The 21,454-nt window shown below is 68.3% G+C and carries 17 protein-coding genes; 7 read left to right on the plus strand and 10 right to left on the minus strand.

Translation table 11 applies throughout. The annotated features are described in order from the left end of the window. Positions 1-41 precede the first annotated feature (41 nt). The 3 genes from ACZ55A_RS17380 to ACZ55A_RS17390 all read right to left on the minus strand — a co-directional run bounded on the left by ACZ55A_RS17380 (position 42) and on the right by ACZ55A_RS17390 (position 6,413). Complete coding sequence (locus tag ACZ55A_RS17380) at positions 42-1,763, minus strand: protein kinase family protein (RefSeq protein WP_468840557.1); 1,722 nt, start codon at positions 1,761-1,763, stop codon at positions 42-44. A gap of 107 nt (positions 1,764-1,870) precedes the next feature. Further along, on the minus strand, positions 1,871-4,051 hold the full coding sequence (gene murJ, locus ACZ55A_RS17385; RefSeq protein WP_468840559.1) for a murein biosynthesis integral membrane protein MurJ: 2,181 nt from the start codon (positions 4,049-4,051) through the stop codon (positions 1,871-1,873). 46 nt (positions 4,052-4,097) lie between these two features. Continuing rightward, entirely contained in the window at positions 4,098-6,413 is a 2,316-nt protein-coding gene (locus tag ACZ55A_RS17390) for a DUF6049 family protein (RefSeq protein WP_468840561.1), read from the minus strand. A 186-nt stretch (positions 6,414-6,599) separates the two neighbouring features. On the opposite strand from ACZ55A_RS17390, the gene ACZ55A_RS17395 reads away from it, so the two are divergent. Beyond that, entirely contained in the window at positions 6,600-8,075 is a 1,476-nt protein-coding gene (locus tag ACZ55A_RS17395; RefSeq protein WP_468840563.1) for a CCA tRNA nucleotidyltransferase, read from the plus strand. A 132-nt stretch (positions 8,076-8,207) separates the two neighbouring features. On the opposite strand, the gene ACZ55A_RS17400 is transcribed toward ACZ55A_RS17395, so the two are convergent. The 4 genes from ACZ55A_RS17400 to ACZ55A_RS17415 all read right to left on the minus strand — a co-directional run bounded on the left by ACZ55A_RS17400 (position 8,208) and on the right by ACZ55A_RS17415 (position 12,020). Beyond that, positions 8,208-8,762 (minus strand): LppU/SCO3897 family protein, encoded by a 555-nt coding sequence (locus ACZ55A_RS17400; protein ID WP_468840565.1) that lies wholly within the window; start codon positions 8,760-8,762, stop codon positions 8,208-8,210. 86 nt (positions 8,763-8,848) lie between these two features. Next, positions 8,849-10,132 carry an MFS transporter gene (locus tag ACZ55A_RS17405; RefSeq protein ID WP_468840567.1) on the minus strand — a complete coding sequence of 428 codons (1,284 nt, stop codon included), beginning with the start codon at positions 10,130-10,132 and terminating at the stop codon, positions 8,849-8,851. 78 nt (positions 10,133-10,210) lie between these two features. Next, complete coding sequence (locus ACZ55A_RS17410) at positions 10,211-11,293, minus strand: inositol-3-phosphate synthase (RefSeq protein ID WP_468840569.1); 1,083 nt, start codon at positions 11,291-11,293, stop codon at positions 10,211-10,213. A gap of 46 nt (positions 11,294-11,339) precedes the next feature. Next, positions 11,340-12,020 carry a PadR family transcriptional regulator gene (locus ACZ55A_RS17415; protein WP_468840571.1) on the minus strand — a complete coding sequence of 227 codons (681 nt, stop codon included), beginning with the start codon at positions 12,018-12,020 and terminating at the stop codon, positions 11,340-11,342. Between the two features lie 361 nt (positions 12,021-12,381). On the opposite strand from ACZ55A_RS17415, the gene ACZ55A_RS17420 reads away from it, so the two are divergent. Both ACZ55A_RS17420 and ACZ55A_RS17425 read left to right on the plus strand, forming a co-directional pair. Then, positions 12,382-15,036, plus strand: coding sequence for a transglycosylase domain-containing protein (locus ACZ55A_RS17420; protein ID WP_468840573.1), 2,655 nt, complete (start codon positions 12,382-12,384; stop codon positions 15,034-15,036). Between the two features lie 128 nt (positions 15,037-15,164). Further along, positions 15,165-16,646 carry a glycosyltransferase family 87 protein gene (locus ACZ55A_RS17425; protein WP_468840575.1) on the plus strand — a complete coding sequence of 494 codons (1,482 nt, stop codon included), beginning with the start codon at positions 15,165-15,167 and terminating at the stop codon, positions 16,644-16,646. 87 nt (positions 16,647-16,733) lie between these two features. On the opposite strand, the gene ACZ55A_RS17430 is transcribed toward ACZ55A_RS17425, so the two are convergent. From ACZ55A_RS17430 to ACZ55A_RS17440, 3 genes are all read right to left on the minus strand, one after another. Further along, positions 16,734-17,765, minus strand: a complete 1,032-nt coding sequence (locus ACZ55A_RS17430) for an alanine racemase (RefSeq protein WP_468840577.1) — start codon at positions 17,763-17,765, stop codon at positions 16,734-16,736. Positions 17,766-17,830: 65 nt separating this feature from the next. Then, positions 17,831-18,949, minus strand: a complete 1,119-nt coding sequence (locus ACZ55A_RS17435) for a lipid II:glycine glycyltransferase FemX (protein WP_468840579.1) — start codon at positions 18,947-18,949, stop codon at positions 17,831-17,833. Between the two features lie 149 nt (positions 18,950-19,098). Beyond that, entirely contained in the window at positions 19,099-19,416 is a 318-nt protein-coding gene (locus tag ACZ55A_RS17440) for a hypothetical protein (protein ID WP_468840581.1), read from the minus strand. A gap of 229 nt (positions 19,417-19,645) precedes the next feature. Between ACZ55A_RS17440 and rpsF the strand changes: the two genes are divergently transcribed. The 4 genes from rpsF (at position 19,646) to rplI (ending at position 21,416) form a co-directional block, all read left to right on the plus strand. Next, positions 19,646-19,936, plus strand: coding sequence for a 30S ribosomal protein S6 (gene rpsF, locus ACZ55A_RS17445; RefSeq protein WP_006604399.1), 291 nt, complete (start codon positions 19,646-19,648; stop codon positions 19,934-19,936). Positions 19,937-20,018: 82 nt separating this feature from the next. Further along, positions 20,019-20,603 (plus strand): single-stranded DNA-binding protein, encoded by a 585-nt coding sequence (locus ACZ55A_RS17450; protein ID WP_468840583.1) that lies wholly within the window; start codon positions 20,019-20,021, stop codon positions 20,601-20,603. 111 nt (positions 20,604-20,714) lie between these two features. Then, a complete protein-coding gene (gene rpsR / locus ACZ55A_RS17455; protein WP_003978893.1) occupies positions 20,715-20,951 on the plus strand; it encodes a 30S ribosomal protein S18 in 237 nt (78 codons plus the stop codon). A gap of 18 nt (positions 20,952-20,969) precedes the next feature. Then, entirely contained in the window at positions 20,970-21,416 is a 447-nt protein-coding gene (rplI, locus tag ACZ55A_RS17460) for a 50S ribosomal protein L9 (protein WP_069573178.1), read from the plus strand. Positions 21,417-21,454: the final 38 nt, after the last annotated feature.

The raw sequence follows: 21,454 nt of genomic DNA on the forward strand, positions 1-21,454 counted from the left end.
CCGCACACTGTCCTGGACGAGTGGCTCGGCTCACCGCCTGCTCAGCTGGTGAACGACACCTCCGCCACGCCCTGCTTGTAGCCGGGGTCGCTGAACTCGTCACGCGGCGCATAGGGCATCGCGGTGATCCAGGCGACGACATACCGCGCCTTCGCCGGCTGCTCCAGCTTGACCTTCGCGGTCGTTCCCGAGGTCTGGCCCGAGCCCAGCTTGTGCATCGAACTCAGCGGCGCGGTCGACGAGAGCGAAGTGGCCGCGTACAGCGTCACGGTGGTGTGGGGCCCGGTGTAGTGCAGCCCGATCGAGGCGGTGCTTATCTGCTGCTTCGCACCAAGGTCGAAGACCAGGCCGACGCCCCTCTTGAAGGCCGGATTGAGTTCTGGGCCCTCGTGGTAGCTCTTGCTGCGCCAGTAGGTGCTGGGGTCCCCGTCGTGGGTGTCCTGTGCCTGGGCCGGGTGCTGCGGCTGGCCGTCGGGGTAGTACTCCGCGGCATTCACGATCTTGACCGGCTCGCCGTTCGGCTTCTTGGCCGCACCACCGCTCGGCTGCGAGTTCCTCGGATCGTCCCGGTCGTTCTCCCGCTTCAGCAGCGTGTCGGCCAGCTGCCAACTGCCCAGCCCCAGCGCCGCGATGAGCAGCGCGGAGACGGACCACTTCAGCGCCCGGCCGGTGCGGCTGTGCAGCGGGGGCGGAGGCGTGGGAACCGGCTGTGTCCGCCGCACGGCCTGGCCGCTGTGTGCCGAGGGCTGGCGGTAGCTGCCCTGCTGGTAGCCCGTGCGCTGGTACGGCGGCGGGGTGGTGAACGCCGTCTCCGGCGGCCGGATGCGCGGCATGGCCGCGACGGCCTTGGCCAGTTCCTCAGGGGTGGTGCAGGGCGGCTCCTGACGGGACGCCGTGGCCCCGTCGTTGATCAGGGCGCGCATGGCGAGCTCGGACAGCCCGCGGTGGACGCCGGCGCGCACCTGGTCGGGTGCGATCAGGCCGACGCCCTTGGGCAGGCCGGTGAGGCCATGGGCATCGTTCTCGTACGGCCAGCGCTGGGTCAGCGCGGCGTACAGCAGCGCGCCGATCGCCTCGGTGTCCGTGCGCTGCGGGTGCTCGCAGGTGATGCCGCGCAGCGCCGCCATGACCGCCAGCCCGCGGATGCGGTACTGGCCGGATTCCGTACGCAGCACCGAGCCGGGGGTGATCCGCAGATGGGCCAGGCCCTCGCGGTGCGCGGCGGCCATGGCCTGGGAGACCTGGCTGACGAGCTGGTAGGCGTCGTGCGGCTCGAGTGGGCCATTGGCCAGCACGGTGGTGAGCTCGGTCGCGTCCGGCAGCCATTCGTGGACGACGTAGACGAGGTCGTTCTCCTCCACGGCGTCCAGGACCTGGACGAACCGGGGGTCGCCGAGCAGTGCGGAGGAACGGGCGGCGGAGAGCACCGGCCGGGCCCGCGGATGTTCGGCGGGGAGGATGTGTACGCCCACCGCCCGGCGCAGCTTCTCGTCGACCGCACGCCAGCTGCTGAATCCGTCCAGACGGGTGACGCACTCTTCGAGCCGGTAGCGTCTCGCGAGCTTGTGGCCGCTGTGCAGTTCCGGTGGCTGGGCCTCGGCCGCCTCGGCACCGTGTTCATCGGTGCGTGCGGCGTCCGTTTCCCCGCCGGATACCTTCTCGGCCTTAGCACCGTCGTCCGTGGCCTTGCCCGCCTTCGCGGTCAGCGGTTCCTCACCGCTCGTGTCAGCCACGTCGACGGCAGCCGTGCTCCGTTCCGCCACCGTCGTTCCTGCCTCCCCATCCGTTGCAGGCTCAATGAGCCAAGACAATTGTGCCCACAGTCCGCCACTATGCACGACACACGGTGGCAGTCGATGGTTGTGCTCAATCAACGCCCAAGCTTCGATCGGACCATGCCGACCAGGGCGTTCATTTCCTCAATGCGCATTTTGCGTGCGGCGATGTAGAACACGGCCAGAAGTGCGGCGGCGCCGGCGACCAGAGCGGCCAGCGAGCCGACGAGTCCGCTTCCGAGCGTCTGCATGATGGCGTACACCACGGCTCCGGAGATGATCGTGGCCGGCACGCTGGCGCCGGCCAGCCGTGCATAGGTGCGCACGACATGAGCGGTGTCGAGATCCCCGTCCATGCGCTTGCCCAGCCGCCGCCAGGCCACGCCCACGCCGATGATGTACGCCAGGCCGTAGGAGGCCGCCATGCCGACCACGGCCCAGCGGGCCGGCAGGATCAGGAAGCAGAGCCCGGAGGCGACGGCGTTGACGGCGGCGACGATCACCGTGTTGTAGAAGGGCGTGCGGGTGTCCTCGTACGCGTAGAACGCGCGCAGGACGACGTACTGCACCGAGAACGGGATCAGCCCCACGCCGAAGGCCATCAGCATGTAGCCCATCGGGATCCCGGCGCCGGACGAGCCGTAGACCAGCGTGCACAGGGGGATGCCGAGGGAGAGGAAGCCGAACGAGATCGGGACGATCGCGACCGCCGAAGTGCGCAGGCCCTGCGACATGTCGTCGCGGACAGCACCGGTATCACCGTCGTGCGCGGAGCGCGCCAGTCGCGGCAGCAGCGCCGCCATCACGGAGACGGTGATGATCGCCTGCGGCATGTTCCAGATCAGCTGGGCGCTGGCGTACGAGATGAAGCCGGTGCCCGGGTGGCCCTGCTGGTCGGCGGTGTTGCCGGCCCAGGTGGAGAGCTGGGTGACGACCAGGACGCCCGCCTGGTTGGCGAGCACGAACAGCACCGTCCACTTGGCGAGCTTGGCGGCCTTGCCCAGACCGTGGCCGCGCCAGTCGAAGCGCAGCCGGAGCTTGAAGTCGGCGTCGCGCAGGTACGGGATCATCGCCAGCGCCTGGACGACGAGGCCGAGGAGGGTGCCGATGCCCAGGAGCCGGATGCCCTCGTCGGGGATGGTGGTGACGCCGATGTGCGAGGTCTTCGCCGTGCCGTAGACCCCGATGAACAGGGCGAAGGTGGCGATCATGACGATGTTGTTGAGGACCGGGGTCCACATCATCGCGCCGAAGCGGCCGCGGGCGTTGAGGATCTGCCCCATCACCACATGCAGACCCATGAAGAAGATCGTGGGGACGCAGTAGCGGGTGAACGCGACGGCGACCTCGTTGGCCGCCGGGTCGCGTGAGATGTCGAACGAGACCAGCTTCACCAGGAGCGGTGCGGCGACCACCGACAGCACCGTGAGCACGCCGAGGACCACGATGACCAGCGTCAGCAGCCGGTTGGCATACGCCTCGCCACCGTCGTCGTCCTCCTTCATCGCACGCACCAGCTGCGGGACGAAGACGGAGTTCAGACCGCCGCCGATGGTCAGGATGAAGATCATCGTCGGGAGCTGGTAGGCGACCTGCCAGGAGTCACCGAGTACCGCACCGCCGAGCGCCGCGACGATCAGCGCCGAGCGGACGAAGCCGGTCAGCCGGGACACCATCGTGCCGGCCGCCATCACCGCACTGGACTTGAGCAGACCGGAGGCGCGGCCGCCGGAGGTCTTGCCGGACGTGGCGGCGGGGGCGGGCTCCGGCTCCGCCGCGGGCTGCTGCGGTACGGCCTCCGGGCCGGGAGCCGTACCGGGCACGGGCGGGCCGGCCGGTGCCGGGCGCTGGGAGTCGTAGGGCTGCTGGTCGCGGTAGAGATGCGCGAAGGCATCGGGTTCCTGGCGCTCGTCGGCAGCCTGGGTCATCAGGCCGTCGACGCCCATGAACTGCACCGTCGCGGCGTCGTCGCCGTACGGAGGGGGCGTGGGCCATTGCTGCTGTTCGGCGGCGTGCCGGCCCGCGGCGGGCTGCTGGTAGAACCCGTGCGCGGGCTGTCCCGGAGGCGGCGGGTGCGCGGCGGGGTCGTAGTGCGGCTCGGGCACCGGATTCCGGGCCGTGGGGTCCTGCGGGGCCTGCGGGTGCTGTGGGGGGCGGCGGTAGGCGTCCTGGACGAAGGGGTCCTGGTCCGCTGGGAACGGGGGCGTCGCAGGGACCGGCCCCATGGGGTCGCCATCGGCGCCCCGGCCCCGGTCACCGTCGTACGGCGCATTCATCGCTGCCCCACCTCATCCGTCGCCGGCCATCCGGCCCCGCCATATATCAACGGTCCACTTTCTCACCTGAGCCGGACGGGTCGGAGCTTTCCGAACCGGTGTCCGGCGAGGGGTCACTCGGCTGCTCGGGGGTATCGCCGTCCGTGCCGCCGTTGTCGCCTTCCGTGCCTGTTTCGCCGTCGGAGCCGTCGCCGGACCCGTCCTCGGCCGGCCGGCCGGCCCGCCGCTTGCGCTGGAGGTAGATCCGCACGCCGGCGAGGACGAGCAGCAGAACACCGCCCGCGATGACGAGCATCACCGTGGCGGTGATCTCCGTGACGTTCACCTGGAACTTCATCGGCTCACCGTAGGGCTTGCCGTCCGCCGTGTAGAGCTGTGCGGTCACCCATGCCCGGCCGTTGGCGTTGGCCGTGGTGGCGAATTTGAACGACTGGCTGTGTCCGCCGTCCACCGTGATCTGCTGCGACTTCCCGGCGTCCAGACGGTTCGGCTGGGACGAGGTCAGCTTCAGCGTCATGTCCTTGACGCCCTGGACCAGGTTGTTCTGGACCGTCACCGGAATCGTGGCGCTGCGCCCGGAGAGCGTGGCATCCGACTTCTGGATCAGATGGACCTTCTTGGTCAGCCCGTCGAGGTAGCTGCGCACCGAGTGCCGGAACGATGAGGCCTCGGTGGTCTCGCCCCGCCACTCCGTCGACATCTCGCGCATGAGGGCGTTGCCGAACGGCGTGACCACACGCTCCGGCTGGGCCAGGATCACCTGGAAATCGTCCAGTTCGGACTGGGTGCCCTGGATCTGCCGGAAGGCGGAGGTGGGGAGCTCGTGCCTGCGCAGTGCGGACGGATAGGCCGAGCTGCTCGGCACCTGGCGGCTGGCCGCGGGGTCGGGCTTTGCCTTGGCTGCGGCGCCGAGGCTTGCCGACTGGGTCCAGCGACCGGACTCCTCGAGATCCCGCAGCGCGGTGGCCATCGCATGCGCCTGGCTGACCGACGGCATGCGCTGGGGGGCGACGACGATGCTGCGCTGCCGGTCGGGGTCCTGGAGGCTGACCATCTGGGTCTGGGCGAGGAATTCCTGGACCGCGTGGGCGGCTTCCCCGGCCTTCGACATATCGCCCTCGAAGGCCCGCGAGAGGGTGGCGTCCGACACGATGGCGGTGTTGCCGCCGCCGATCGGGCGGGCCGCCGTCGGGGTGTAGGAGAGCCGGCCGTTCTCCCGGAGGCTGTCGCTGCGGGTGATCACGTTGTGTGCGCCGGCCGAGGTGGCGACATCGACGATGGAGGAGTCGATCGCACCGTCCGCGGGCCAGGCGAAGTCCGTACGGGGCTTGACGCCGAGGATGGTGTCCACGGTCTTCTCGGCGAGGTCGGTGGCCGGTCCGAGGTGGCTGAGCGCGCGGGGCACGCCCTTGCCGTGGTGGGCGAGCGAGGCCAGGTCGGGATCGGCGAACGGCAGCGCGACGACCTCGTGCGTTTTGGCCGCCTCTTCGAGGTCGTGCAGCCACTGCTTGGCGACCGCCTGGTTCTTGCCCATCGGGCCGTCCGGGCCGCTCACCCGGTACGACTTGGTCATCGCGTCGACGGTCGCGAGCAGGTCGGGGTCGATGACGAAGGTCACCGGGAGGTTCTTGGCGAGCGCGACCATCTGCTGCAACCGGCCGCCGGGCGCGAGTTCGGCGGCGAGGTCGTCGTTGCGGAAGACCGGTGTCTGCTGGGCGTCGGCGTCGGTCTCGGCGGTGAGGTGGGTGGAGGAGATCAGCGGCCACAGGTACGTGAGCTGCGTCTTCTTCTCGGAATCGGCGGCCTGCCAGGGCAGGAACGTCCGGTCGCTGCCGAGCACCTGCTCGTAGGGCGCGGCCTGCGACCGGCCTGACACAGAGATACCGATCTGGTACACCCCGTCATCACCGAGATCGAGGTCCTTGACCGGGACGCTGAGCGTGAAGGGGCGGCTGACCCCAGGCTCCAGCTTGTCGATCTTCTCCTTGTGCCCCTTGACCTCCGGGCCGTCCACCCCTGACACCGAGTCGGAGCGGCGCGACACCGCCTCGATGGCGCTACGGCTGCCGAGGGCATCGCCGCGGCGCATGCCGACCTCTGCGTCGGTGATGGTGCTCCGGCTGTCGTTGGTGAGCGTGCCGGAGACGGTGACCGTGTCGGTCTTGGCCGGGGCGGACGGGGACATCGAGTCGATGGTGACGTCGACCGTGCGGGAGCCGCTGGGAGCCGCTTGGGCGGAGGGGGCGTGCGGGACCTGGAGCAGTCCCATGAGCAGGGGCACTCCGGTGAGCAGTGTCACAGTCCTTCGCAGCCATCGACCACGCGGCCGTTCAGTCCCCTGGAACCCTGCCGCCTCGGCCACGCGCTCGCCCGTCCCTCGTCGTCGTCAGTGGTCGTCGGAATGTGCGTCCACGAATGGTAACGAGGCCCGGCGCGCCCGAGTGCCGCGGACTGCTCCACATGATCGCGGAACCGGCGGCCGTGCGACCGTCCTGTCCCCTTTATTACGTGACGCCTCGCGCGGCGCGGCCACGTACCCTGTTCTGTTGTGCCGAACGCCAACAATGACCTCCCCACCCCGCCCGCCGAGCGGACGCCGCAGTCGACGAACGCGCTGAACCATGTGCAGCGGCGCGCCGTGAGCGAACTGCTGCGGGTGTCCCCCGTCGCGGATGACCTGGCCCGCCGATTCCAGGAGGCCGGGTTCACACTTGCCCTGGTCGGCGGCTCGGTCCGGGATGCGCTGCTCGGCCGGCTCGGGAACGACCTGGACTTCACCACGGATGCTCGTCCCGAGGACGTTCTGAAGATCGTCCGGCCCTGGGCGGACGCGCTCTGGGAGGTCGGTATCGCCTTCGGCACGGTCGGCTGCAAGAAGGACTCGTTCGACATCGAGATCACGACCTACCGCTCCGAGGCGTACGACCGCACCTCCCGCAAGCCCGAGGTGTCCTACGGCGACTCCATCGAGGAGGACCTGGTCCGCCGGGACTTCACGGTGAACGCCATGGCGGTGCTGCTGCCGCAGAAGGAGTTCGTCGATCCGCACAACGGCCTGGAAGACCTGGCCGGCCGGGTTCTGCGGACGCCGGGGACGCCCGAGGAATCGTTCTCGGACGATCCGCTGCGGATGATGCGGGCCGCCCGCTTCGCCGCCCAGCTGGACTTCGAGGTCGCCCTCGAGGTCGTCGCCGCGATGAAGGCGATGGCGGAGCGCATCGAGATCGTCTCGGCGGAGCGCGTACGGGACGAGCTGAACAAGCTGATTCTGGCGCCCTACGCGCGCAAGGGGCTGCGGCTGTTCGTCGATTCCGGCCTGGCCGACCGGGTCCTGCCCGAGCTTCCGGCGCTGCGGCTGGAGAGTGACGAGCATCACCGGCACAAGGACGTCTACGAGCACTCGCTGACGGTTCTGGACCAGGCGATCGACCTGGAGGAGAACGGGCCTGATCTGGTGCTGCGGCTCGCGGCGCTGCTGCACGACATCGGCAAGCCCAGGACGCGGCGTTTCGAGAAGGACGGCCGGGTCTCCTTCCACCACCACGAGGTGGTGGGCGCGAAGATGACCAAGAAGCGGATGACCGCGCTGAAGTACTCCAACGACATGGTCAAGGACGTCTCGCGGCTGGTTGAGCTGCATCTGCGCTTCCACGGCTATGGCACCGGAGAGTGGACGGACTCCGCGGTCCGTCGCTATGTGCGTGACGCCGGCCCGCTGCTGGATCGGCTGCACAAGCTGACCCGCTCGGACTGCACCACCCGTAACAAGCGCAAGGCCGCCGCGCTGTCGCGCGCCTACGACGGGCTTGAGGAGCGCATCGCGCGGCTCCAGGAGCAGGAAGAGCTGGAGGCCATCCGGCCGGACCTGGACGGCAACGACATCATGCAGATCCTGGGCATCGGCCCCGGACCCGAGGTCGGCAAGGCGTACAAGCAGATGCTGGAGCTCCGGCTGGAGCACGGTCCCATGGACCGGGAGGCGGCGATCGCGGCGCTGAAGGAGTGGTGGGCCGCGCAGGGCTGATGTTTCACGTGAAACGGGCGGTCGATGGGCCGCCATGTTTCACGTGAAACATGGCACGCGAGGCATGAAACTGGGGGCGGTGTTTCACGTGAAACACCGCCCCCAGTCGTGCTCGCTGCGTTCGCGGCTGCGCTACTTCGCGGGGGTCAGGCAGAGCACCATGGCCGTGTCGGCCCGCCTGCGACGGTGCACCGTCTTGACGTAGGCGTCCTCTCCCGCGGCGCACACGGACGGGTCCGAGGTGGTGTCGTGCACCGTGGACACCTTGTACTGGGCCTCCGAGCTGCCGCAGTCAACCACGGCGAGGCCGTCGTCCAGCGCACTGCTGGACTTCTTCACACAGTCGCCGGCCTTGGCGCTGTCCGCATCGTCCAGGCTGCTGATCCAGGCGACCCCGATGACGATCAGTCCGATCACGACGCCGATGGCCCGCAAAATCGTCTTGGGAGAGCGGCGCTTGGCGGGCTGTGGCGGCGGGACCGGCGGTCCGCCCTGCATGTAGGGCTGCTGCGGCGGCGCGGCGTACCCCTGCTGCGGCTGTCCGTACGGAGCCTGCGGCTGCTGAGGGTAGGCGTACCCGCCCTGCGGTTGGCCGTACGGGGCCTGGGGCGCCGGCGGTGCCTGCGGATATGGATTCTGCCCGTAGGGCTGCTGGCCGTAGGGATTCGGGCCCGGCGGCATGCTCATGGAACTCCCCCGATTTTGATGTGTACAGGCTCGTGTTGGACGCCCGTAAGGTATCGGGTCCCGCGCCGGGTCGCAGGACCGGATCATCAGGAAGGCGGGGAGGGCGGTGTCTGACCCCGTCTGAGCCGGACCGTTGCGAGGGCGACCACCGCATAGAGCACGGTCACCATGAGGAGCAGGGCGGCTGACCGTCCGTCGGGCGGCAGCATCACGGCGGCGACCGCGGCGGCGCCGACGAAGGCGACATTGAACAGCACGTCGTAGAGGGCGAAGATCCGGCCGCGGAAGGCGTCATCGACCGACGACTGGACCACCGTGTCCGTGGTGATCTTGGTTCCTTGGGTGCCGAGGCCGAGCATGAACGCGGCGGCCAGCATCGGCCCCGGCGTGAAGAACAGGCCGAGCGCCGGGACCAGGACCGCGCCCATGGCGGCACAGCAGGCGATCCAGCCGAACGCGCCGAGCCGTGCGACCGCCCAGGGCGTGACGACCGCGGCCATGAAGAAGCCCGCTCCTGACACCATGACGGTGATCCCGAGCAGCGCCAGGCCCTCGGATTCGGTGTCCGCCCAGGAGTACCGGCACAGCATCAGCACCGCGACCGTCAGGGCCCCGTAGCCGAAGCGGATCAGGGTCATCGCGGTCAGCGCCCGGGCCGCGGTGCGCCGCTCGGCGAGGTGGCGCAGCCCCTCCACAAGACCCCGGACGGTGCTCAACAGGGCTTCACGCAGGTCCGGTTGGAGCCGAGTCGGGTCGGGCCCGAGCAACTGCGGTGCCATGCGCAGTGCGGTGAGGGCCGAGCAGAAGTAGAGGGCCGCGGCGAGCAGCACCACGAACGCATCCACATCCGTGCCGGCCAGTCGGACGGCGAAGGCGAGTCCGCCGCCGGCCGTCATGGCGAGCGTTCCGGCCGTAGGGACGAGGGAGTTGGCGGTGACCAGCCGCAGTCCGCCGTCGACGACCCGTGGCAGCGCGGCCGAGAGCCCGGCCAACACGAAGCGGTTCACGGCGGTCACCGAGAGGGCCGAGGCGTAGAAGAGCCAGTCGGGGACGTCCGAGACGATCAGCGTCGCCGTCACCATGGCGAGCAGCGTCCGCAGCAGATTGCCGTAGAGCAGGACCTGACGGCGCCGCCAGCGGTCGAGCAGTACGCCGGCGAACGGCCCGAGGAGCGAGTACGGCAGCAGCAGGACCGCCATGGCGGAGGCGATGGCCGCGGGCGAGGTCTGCTTCTCGGGAGAGAAGACGACGTAGGTGGCGAGCGCGACCTGGAAGACACCGTCGGCCGCCTGGGACAGAAGCCGTGCGGCAAGGAGCGACCGGAAGTCGCGTAGCCGGAGTAATACGCGGAGATCGCGCACAGCATGCATGAGGCACAGCCTCACACAGCCCGCAGGCCCCCGGGCGGAATACCCGGGGGCCTGCGAAGGGAGGTGGTGGCGGGCGCCTCAGCGCTCGACCTCACCGTTGATGAACTTCTCGACGTTCTCCCGTGCCTCGTCGTCGAAGTACTGCACCGGCGGCGACTTCATGAAGTACGAGGACGCGGAGAGGATCGGGCCACCGATGCCCCGGTCCTTGGCGATCTTCGCGGCGCGCAGCGCGTCGATGATGACGCCCGCGGAGTTCGGCGAGTCCCAGACCTCGAGCTTGTACTCGAGGCTCAGCGGGACGTCACCGAAGGCGCGGCCCTCGAGGCGGACGTAGGCCCACTTGCGGTCGTCCAGCCAGGCCACGAAGTCCGAGGGGCCGATGTGGACGTTGTCCTCGCCCAGCTCACGGTCGCGGATCTGGGAGGTGACGGCCTGCGTCTTGGAGATCTTCTTGGACTCCAGGCGCTCGCGCTCGAGCATGTTCTTGAAGTCCATGTTGCCGCCGACGTTCAGCTGCATCGTGCGGTCCAGGATGACGCCCCGGTCCTCGAAGAGCTTGGCCATCACACGGTGCGTAATGGTGGCGCCGACCTGGGACTTGATGTCGTCACCGACGATCGGGACACCGGCCTCGGTGAACTTGTCCGCCCACTCCTTGGTGCCGGCGATGAAGACCGGCAGGGCGTTGACGAACGCGACCTTGGCGTCGATGGCGCACTGCGCGTAGTACTTCGCGGCGTCCTCGGATCCGACAGGGAGGTAGCAGACGAGGACGTCGACCTGCTTGTCCTTGAGGGTCTGGACGATGTCGACCGGAGCCTCGGCGGACTCCTCGATGGTCTGGCGGTAGTACTTGCCCAGACCGTCGAGGGTGTGGCCGCGCTGGACCTGCACGCCGGAGTTCGGCACATCGCAGATCTTGATGGTGTTGTTCTCGCTGGCGCCGATGGCGTCCGCCAGGTCGAGGCCGACCTTCTTGGCGTCGACGTCGAAGGCAGCCACGAACTCGATGTCACGCACGTGGTAGTCGCCGAACTGCACGTGCATGAGGCCGGGCACGCGGCTCTTCGGGTCGGCGTCCTTGTAGTACTCGACGCCTTGTACCAGCGAGGCGGCGCAGTTTCCCACGCCGACGATGGCTACGCGAACCGAACCCATTCCGGTTGCTCCCTGTGTTCTCGATGAGGACCTGCACAGCAGAGCCTCATGTGGTGGTGTCATCGGACGGATCCGGCCGGGAACCACCCCGGTGCCGGGGCAGGCCGCCCGTATCTCCTGACTGGTTCTTCTTGTCCTGCGCTGCGGGACCCGGTGCGCGCTGATCGCGCCCGGTGCGCTCACTCTCGATGAGGTCGTTGAGCCAACGGACTTCACGCTCCACGGACTCCATGCCGTGGCGTTGCAGTTCGAGGGTGTAGTCGTCCAGCCGCTCGCGGGACCGGGCCAAGGAGGTACGCATCTTTTCGAGGCGCTCCTCCAGCCGGCTACGGCGGCCCTCCAGCACGCGCATCCGTACGTCCCGCGACGTCTGGCCGAAGAATGCGAAGCGGACGCCGAAGTGCTCGTCCTCCCACGCATCCGGTCCGGAGTGGGCCAGCAGCTCCTCGAAGTGCTCTTTGCCCGCTGCGGTCAATCGGTAGACGATCTTGGCTCGGCGCCCTGTCAGAGCCGCGGCGGGAACGCCCTCCGGGGCGCCGTCCGTCTCCTCGATGAGCCAGCCGTTCGCGACCAGCGCCTTGAGGCAGGGGTAGAGGGTGCCGTAGCTGAACGCACGGAACACCCCGAGCGAGGTATTGAGCCGTTTTCGCAGCTCGTAGCCGTGCATCGGGGACTCGCGCAGCAGGCCCAGGACGGCGAACTCGAGGATGCCGGAGCGTCTGCTCATCCTCCGCCTCCCTGACCCGGTGCGTTCTTTATGTCGTGCTGATGTATCGACTCGATACATCCAGACGATAGAACGACCCCCTGGGTGGAACAAGAGGGGGGACGGTGAACGGCGTCACATCACTGATTCGTCCTACGCAACCTGACTGATTTGGAGTGAATTTCAACACTGGGCAGGTTTTGGCCGTGCGTAGTCTGTGCGGCATGCAGACCGCCGGGAACCGTGGGCCGATATTTGACGTCCTCGTCCTCGGTGTATTGCGGCCCACTCCTCAGGAGCGGGCCGTGCATCGGGGGGACCTGAAGACAACTGCCGCCTTCAGGCGACGAGATAGCGCGCCTGCCCGAGGAGTATTCGTTCCATGAGCGAGCACCGTCGCAAACCGCCACAGCCGCAGAGTGGCGGACGTGCCGCGGCCCGACGCGCCGCACAGCAGCCATCGGGGCGTCGTGGTGCGCCTTCGCATGGCTCTGCCGGTCCTGCCCCGTATTCCGAGCCGCCCGGCCACGAGCCGCGGCCCGGTGGGCGTGCCGAAGCCCGCAGGGCCGCCCAGCGTGGCGGCCGCCGGCGGGTGTCCGACTCCTCGGCGATGGGCCACGGCGGTGCCGGCGGCCGGGGCGGCGGAGGCCGTCGCGGTGGTGGCGGCGGTGCTGAGGGAGGTCGCGGACGCGGCCGGGGCGGCGATCCCGGCAAGCGGCGTCTGATCGACTACCCGCGGGCCAACCGGGTCGGCTGGCGGCGCTTCGTGCCGTCCTGGAAGCAGGTCACCAGTCTGTGCATCGGCTTCTTCGGTCTGATCGTGGGCGTCTCCGGGGTCGCGCTGGCCTTGGTGAGCGTGCCCAACGAGAGCGATGCCGCCAAGTCGCAGAACAATGTCTACCTCTGGGCCAATGGCAAGGTCATGGCGCGCGACGGCGAGACAAATCGCCAGAACGTCAACATAAATGAAATTCCGCTGTCGATGCAGAATGCAGCGATCTCCGCGGAGAATGCGTCCTTCCGGACGGACTCGGGCGTGGACCCGATGGGTATTGCGCGCGCCGTGCTGAACATGGCGAAGGGCGGCCAGACCCAGGGTGGCTCGACCATCACTCAGCAGTATGTGAAGAACGCGATGCTGAGTCAGGAGCAGACCCTCGATCGCAAGTTCAAAGAGCTGTTCATCGCGATCAAGGTCGGCTGGCAGATGGACAAGGACAAGATCCTTCAGGGCTACCTGAACACCAGCTACTACGGTCGGGGTGCCTACGGGATCCAGGCGGCGGCCCAGGCGTACTACGGCAAGGACGCCAGGAAGCTGACACCGGACGAGGGCGCCTTCCTCGCGACCGTGCTCAAGGGCGCCAACCTGTACGACCCCGCCGGCGGCACCGGACCGGGGGCCTCCAAGGCGGAGAACACCAAGCGTGCCAAGGCGCGGTGGTCCTGGATCCTGGACCGGGAGGTCGCGAACGGCCTGATGAAGAAGGCCGAGCGGGCCAAGTACACGAAGTTCCCGACGCCGAAGCAGCCGAAGCCGGTGGCCAGCAAGAGCGGCCAGACCGGCTACCTGATGGACGTTGCCAAGAAGTACGTGCTGAAGCACGGGAACATCAGCGAGGCCCGGTTCGACAAGGGCGGCTACACGATCCGGACGACCTTCGACGAGAAGAAGACCAACCAGCTCGCCGCGTCGGTCAAGAAGGTCGACAAGCGGTACATCGACCCGAAGGAACGGGCCAAGGACAAGTACGTCCAGTTCGGTGGTGCCTCCGTGGTGCCGGGAGACGGCAAGATCGTCGCCCTGTACGGCGGTGAGGGCTACGACAAGGGACACTTCAGCAACAACGCCGACACCTTCGGTGTGCCGGTCGGCTCGACCTGGAAGCCGTTCGTGCTCGCGGCGGCGATGAAGTACGGCACGCCCAAGACCCAGCCCGAGGGCCTCTCGCCGGACAGCCGGTACAACGGCAATGACCACCTCAAGGTGAAGAACGCCGATGGCAGCTATGTCATGAAGCGGGACAACACGCCCTTCTACCAGGAGAACGAGAGCAACCATCCCTGGGGCTACATCTCGCTGACCAAGGCGATGGAGCAGTCCGTCAACACGCCGTACGTCCAGCTCGGCATGGATGTCGGGATGTCCAAGGTCCGGGACACGGCGGAGGCGGCGGGCATCTCGCCGGCCAGCTTCGACAAGAACCTCAACCCGTCCTTCGCACTGGGCACCTCCACGCCGAGCGCGATCCGTATGGCGGACGCCTATGCGACGTTCGCCGCGGAGGGGACGAAGGTCGAGCCCTACTCGGTGACCAAGGTGACGTCCGAGGGCGTCGACCTGCCGGGCTTCGAGCGGCCCAAGCAGGAGACGGGGATGGACTCCAACGTCGCCAACAACGTGACCAAGGTGCTGGAGAACGTCATCGACAAGGGCACCGCGAAGGACGCCAGCCGGCTGAACATGCCGGCGGCGGGCAAGACCGGTACCACCGACGAGAACAAGTCGGCCTGGTTCGTCGGCTACACCAAGCAGCTCTCGACGGCCATCACGATGTTCCGTGAGGACCCACAGAACCCGCGTCAGCTGTCCATGAACGGTGTCGGTGGCTTCGACTCGATCCACGGTGGCGCGCTGCCCACCGAGGTGTGGACCGAGTACATGCTGCAGGCGATGAAGGGCGTCACTCCGGTGGACTTCACGCCCGCCACCCCCATCGGGCAGAAGGCGGACCAGGAAGGGATGCCGTCGCCGACACCGACGCCCACGCCGTCGGACACGCCGTCGGAGACCCCGTCCGACACGCCCAGCGATTCACCCTCCCCGTCGGACTCGCCGAGCACGGGCCCGACCAGTACCTGCTCTCCTTGGGACATCAAGTGCAAGGACAGCGGTGGGACGACCACCGGCGGAGGGAACGGCACCGGAGGCGGAAACGGCGGACCGGGCGGTGGCCCCGGCGGCACCTCTCCGACACCTGAGCCGACGGACACCAGCGGTGACGGAGGCATCTTCGGCGGTCCCACCGGCTCATGACCGAGGACCGTTTCACGTGAAACGCTGACGTGTTTCACGTGAAACATGGAGCCACGAAGCCCCTGTCCGGCCTGACCGGGCGGGGGCTTCGCCACGTTCTGCACAGGGTCGTACGGCAGGATGGGGCCATGACGAGCGTGCGACAGGACGAGCCGGTACGGCCGACACAGCGGGATGAGGTGGCCGCGGCCGGCAGTGAGCTCGTCGGCGGGCCGATCGGCCGGCGCGCACTGCTCGGGACGCACTGGCTGACCCCGGTGCGGGTCATCGCACTCGTCGCCCTCGGCATGTTCGCGCTCGGCATGGTGCAGAAGCTGCCCTGCTACAACGGCGGCTGGTTCTTCGGCGCCACGAGCCAGTACACCCATGCCTGCTACTCCGACATCCCCCACCTCTATGCGGGGCGCGGTTTCGCCAATGGGCTGGTCCCGTACTTCGACCGGCTGCCCGGTGATATGGAGTACCTGGAGTACCCCGTGCTGACCGGTGTCTTCATGGAGGTCGCCTCCTGGATGACGCCGCACAGCGGGAGCATCCAGTCCCGCGAACAGATCTACTGGCTGGTCAACGCCGGGATGCTGATGATCTGCGCCGCCGTGATCGCGGTGTGTGTCACCCGCACTCACCGGCGACGTCCCTGGGACGGCCTCCTGGTCGCCCTGGCACCCGCCGCCGCCCTGACCGCCACCATCAACTGGGACCTGCTGGCGATCGCCCTGACCGCCGCCGGAATGCTGATGTGGTCACGCAGCCGCCCGCTGAAGGCAGGCATCCTGATCGGGCTGGCGACCGCGGCGAAGCTGTACCCGGTGCTGTTGCTGGGGCCGCTGCTGGTGCTGTGCTGGCGCGCGGGGACCTGGCGCGCGTACGGGAAGGCGGTGGCCGGCGCGGTGCTGTCGTGGCTGGTGGTGAACCTGCCGGTGATGATCACGCATGACGCGACGGGATTCCACATCCGGGAGGGCTGGGCGAAGTTCTACACCTTCAGCCAGGAGCGGCCCATCGACTTCGGTTCGATCTGGCTGCTGATCTCGCAGCGCACCGGGAACCCCCTGGAGAACGCCAACACCTACGCCACCCTGCTGATGATCGTGGGCTGCGGCGCCATCGGACTGCTGACCCTCTACGCGCCGCGCCGGCCGCGATTCGCACAGCTCGCCTTCCTCGTCGTCGCGCTGTTCATCCTCACCAACAAGGTCTACTCACCGCAGTACGTCCTGTGGCTGACCCCGCTCGCCGCGCTGGCCCGGCCGCGCTGGCGGGACTTCCTGAGCTGGCAGGGCTGCGAGGTCATGTACTTCCTGGGGATCTGGATGTACCTGGCCTACACCGGCAACGGCGACAAGCACCAAGGGCTGCCGCCGGAGGGCTACCAACTCGCCATCGCACTACACCTCTTGGGCACCCTGTACCTGTGCGCCGTGGTCGTCCGGGACATCCTGATGCCCGAGCGCGATGTGGTGCGCCGGGACGGTGACGACGATCCGTCGGGCGGTGTCCTCGACCGCAGCCCCGATGTGTTCGTCCTCGGCCGGGCCTACCACCCGCCGCGGCACGCGGTGCAGTTCGAGGGGGCACCGCGGGTGCGCTGGGGCGTCGCACGGGACTGAGCCGGCACGGCGTACACAAGGGCCCGGTACCGCAGAGAACGTCTGCGGTACCGGGCCCTTGGCAGCTGTGGGCGGCTTTCCGGCCGCTCAGCGGTCCACGAGACGGTCGTACTGCGTGGTGGTGTGCCGCAGATGGGCCACCAGCTCCTCGCCGACCTGTGGCTGCGGGGCGTCCGCCGGTACGAACAGGATCGACACCTGCATGTGCGGGGGCTCCGCGAACCAGCGCTGCTTCCCGGCCCAGACATACGGCGCGAGATTGCGGTTCACGGTCGCCAGGCCGGCCCGGGCCACGCCCTTGGCTCGCGGCATCACTCCGTGCAGCGCCTTGGGCGACTCCAGGCCGACGCCGTGCGAGGTGCCACCGGCCACCACCACCAGGTAACCGTCGGAGGCCGCCTTCTGCTGGCGGTAGCCGAAGCGCTCGCCCTTGGCGACCCGGGTGACATCGAGCACCGAACCGCGGTACTCGGTGGCCTCATGGTCGCCGAGCCACAGCCGCGTACCGATCCGGGCTCGGAACCGGGTCTGTGGGAACTGCTGCTGGAGACGGGCGAGTTCATCGGCCTTGAGGTGGCTGACGAACATGGTGTGCAGCGGGAGCCGGGCGGTACGCAGGCGGTCCATCCAGCCGATGACCTCCTCGACCGCGTCGGAGCCGTCGGTGCGGTCCAGCGGCAGGTGGATCGCGAAGCCCTCCAGCCGTACGTCCTCGATGGCCGCGGCCAGCTTCGGCAGGTCCTCCGGCTGGACGCCGTGGCGTTTCATGCTGCTCATGACCTCGATGACGACCCGGGCGCCGACCAGGCCGCCCACACCCTCGACCGAGGAGACCGAGCGGATCGCCCGGTCCGGCAGCGGCACCGGCTCCTCACCGTGGCGGAACGGGGTCAGTACGAGCAGATCGCCGCTGAAGAAGTCCTTGATGCGGGCCGCTTCGTAAGTCGTCCCGACCGCGAGGATGTCGGCACCGAGGAGGGTCGCTTCTTCGGCGAGGCGCTCGTGGCCGAAGCCGTAACCGTTGCCTTTGCAGACCGGGACCAGCCCGGGGAACTGCTGGAGAACGCTCTGCTGATGCGCCCGCCAGCGCGCGGTGTCGACGTAGAGGGTGAGCGCCATGGCCGGGCCCAAAACCTTTCTCGTGGCTGGGGTGTGTCAGGAGTACGGACGGTGCGGTGGAGCGGTCAGCGGCGCGACATGTAGATGTCGAGCGCCTTGTGCAGCAGCTTGTTGAGCGGGAAGTCCCACTCACCGAGGTACTCGGCTGCCTGCCCGCCCGTGCCGACCTTGAACTGGATCAGGCCGAAGAGGTGGTCGTTCTCGTCCAGCGAGTCGCTGATGCCGCGGAGGTCGTAGACCGAGGCGCCGAGCGCGTAGGCGTCCTGAAGCATCCGCCACTGCATCGCGTTCGAGGGGCGGACCTCACGGCCGATGTTGTCGGAGGCACCGTAGGAGTACCAGACGTGCCCGCCGACGACCAGCATCGTGGCTGCCGAAAGGTTTACGCCGTTGTGGCGGGCGAAGTAGAGCCGCATGCGGTTGGGGTCCTCGGAGTTGAGGGCCTGCCACATGCGCTGGAAGTAGCCGAGCGGCCGCGGGCGGAAGTGGTCACGCTCAGCGGTGATCTCGTAGAGCCGCTGCCATTCGGCCAGGTCGTCGTAGCCTCCCTGGACGACCTCGACGCCGGCCTTCTCGGCCTTCTTGATGTTGCGGCGCCACAGCTGGTTGAAGCCCTTGTGGATCTCTTCCAGCGGGCGGTCGGCCAGCGGTACCTGGAAGACGTAGCGGGGCTGCACATCGCCGAAGCCGGCGCCGCCGTCCTCGCCCTGCTGCCAGCCCATCCGCCGCAGCCGGTCGGCCACCTCGAAGGCGCGCGGCTCGATGTGCGTCGCCTCGACGTCCCGCAGCCGCTTGACGTCCGGGTTCTGGATGCCGGACTTGATCGCGGCGGCGTCCCAGCGCCGGATGATGACCGGCGGGCCCATCTTCACGGAGAAGGCGCCCTGCTGCTTGAGGTGGCCGAGCATCGGCTGGAGCCAGTCCTCCAGATTCGGCGCGTACCAGTTGATGACCGGGCCCTCGGGGAGGTACGCGAGGTAGCGCTTGATCTTGGGCAGCTGGCGGTAGAGGACCAGGCCGGCGCCGACCAGCTCGCCGCTCGGGTCGAACCAGCCCAGGCTCTCCGAACGCCATTCGGCCTTGACGTCCGCCCAGGCCGGAACCTGCATGTGGCTCGCCGCGGGCAGGCTCTGGATGTATGCCAGATGCTGCTCTCGACTGATGGTCCTCAGGGTCAGGCTCATGCGGGGCGCTCCTCGGCAGGTGTGTCCCCTTGGTCGGGGCTCCGGCTCTCGCGCCGAAGCCTACTGTGACCGGGGAGCGCCCCGTCTGGGCCATACGGGCTGGGCCCCGTATGCCTCATCTGCGACGGCCGGTCGGCCCGGCCGCCGTCTCAGCCGATGACGCCGCCGAAGAGGCCGCCGTGCGCCAGGCCGAGGTAGAAACCGAGGGATGCGGCCCCGAGGCCGATGATCAACAGGAAGCGTTCGCCTGTCGTGGACGAGATGAACTGGCCCCACAGGCCGGTGCCGATACCGATCAGGCCGACCCAGGAGCTGACCAGGTGCAGGCTGGGAGAGAGCGTGGTGAAGACGGCGATCGCGCCGAGCACCACTGTCACGATGGCGAAGGTGTTCTCGACGGGATGGTCCTTGCCGTCGCTGTTGAGAAGCGAGAGCAGATAGCGCTGGGTCCTAGCTGCCTGTGCCATACGGCACCTCCCATGACAGGGGCGGCGCACTGTAACGCCGCTCACACCCGTTGTGTTCCAGATTGCGGGGTGCACCGGCCGGATTTCAACCGGAAGGCTTCAGGCAGGTACTCTGTACGGTCTGCGCCCATGTCTGTCCGGATCACCGGCCGGGCGGGCGCGGAAACGCATATGACCCTCCTGCCACGGAACGACCGTGGCCGCTGAGTCCAAAGGAGGTGGGTTCCACATGCGTCACTACGAGGTGATGGTCATCCTCGACCCCGATCTCGAGGAGCGCGCTGTCTCCCCGCTGATCGAGAACTTCCTCTCCGTCGTCCGTGAGGGCAACGGAAAGGTCGAGAAGGTCGACACCTGGGGCCGTCGTCGTCTCTCGTACGAGATCAAGAAGAAGCCCGAGGGCATCTACTCGGTCATCGACCTGCAGGCCGAGCCTGCGGTCGTCAAGGAGCTCGACCGTCAGATGAACCTGAACGAGTCGGTCCTCCGGACCAAGGTCCTCCGTCCCGAGACCCACTGAACGCGTCAGCGTCCAGCGGTAACCGGGTCCGAGTAGCAGCAACACCAGCAGCCAGCAGCACACCCGCCGAGAGGTTCCCCTAATGGCAGGCGAGACCGTCATCACGGTTGTCGGCAATCTTGTCGACGACCCCGAGCTGCGCTTCACCCCGTCCGGTGCGGCGGTCGCGAAGTTCCGCGTCGCGTCCACTCCCCGCACCTTCGACCGTCAGACCAATGAGTGGAAGGACGGCGAGAGCCTGTTCCTGACCTGCTCGGTGTGGCGTCAGGCGGCTGAGAACGTCGCCGAGTCCCTTACGCGGGGTACCCGCGTGGTCGTCCAGGGCCGCCTCAAGCAGCGGTCGTACGAGGACCGCGAGGGCGTGAAGCGCACGGTCTACGAGCTCGACGTCGAGGAAGTCGGCGCGAGCCTCAAGAACGCCACTGCCAAGATCACCAAGACCACCGGTCGTGGTGGCCAGGGCGGCGGCTTCGGCGGCGGTCAGCAGGGCGGTGGCCAGGGTGGCGGCGGCTGGGGCGGCGGCCCCGGCGGCGGTCAGCAGGGCGGCGGAGCTCCTGCCGACGACCCGTGGGCGACCGGCGGTCCGGCCGGCGGTGGCCAGCAGGGTGGCGGCGGTGGCTGGGGCGGTAGCTCCGGCGGTGGCTACTCGGACGAGCCGCCCTTCTAGGTCCTGTAGCCGGCTCGGTTCCGCGGTGTTTCACGTGAAACACCGCCCGTGAAACGGCCGGAGGCCTTGAGGGCGTCAGCACAAACTTCTTGAACTCATTGGAGAGAGACAATGGCGAAGCCGCCTGCTCGCAAGCCTAAGAAGAAGGTTTGCGTGTTCTGCAAGGAGAAGATCTCCTACGTTGACTACAAGGACACGAACCTGCTGCGGAAGTTCATTTCCGACCGCGGCAAGATCCGTGCCCGCCGAGTCACCGGCAACTGCACTCAGCACCAGCGTGACGTCGCCACGGCCGTGAAGAACAGCCGTGAGATGGCGCTGCTGCCCTACACGTCCACCGCGCGATAAGGGAAGGGTGACCGAATCATGAAGATCATCCTCACCCACGAGGTCTCCGGCCTCGGCACCGCCGGCGACGTCGTTGACGTCAAGGACGGGTACGCCCGCAACTACCTGGTCCCGCGCGGTTTCGCGATCCGCTGGACCAAGGGTGGCGAGAAGGACGTCGAGCAGATCCGCCGCGGTCGCAAGATCCGCGAGATCGCCACGATCGAGCAGGCCAACGAGGTCAAGGGCCAGCTCGAGGGCGTCAACGTGAAGCTGGCCGTGCGTGCCGGCGACGCGGGTCGCCTGTTCGGCTCCGTCACTCCGGCCGACGTCGCTTCGGCGATCAAGGCCGCCGGTGGTCCGGACGTCGACAAGCGTCGCGTCGAGCTGGGCTCGCCGATCAAGACCCTGGGCGCGCACCAGGTCTCCGTGCGTCTGCACGCCGAGGTCGTTGCGAAGCTGGGCGTCGAGGTCGTCGCCGCCTGATCGCAGGACAACGCGGAAGGGCCGCACTCCCGTCATCG

The sequence above is a fragment of the Streptomyces sp. NPDC034111 genome (genome assembly GCF_055575375.1).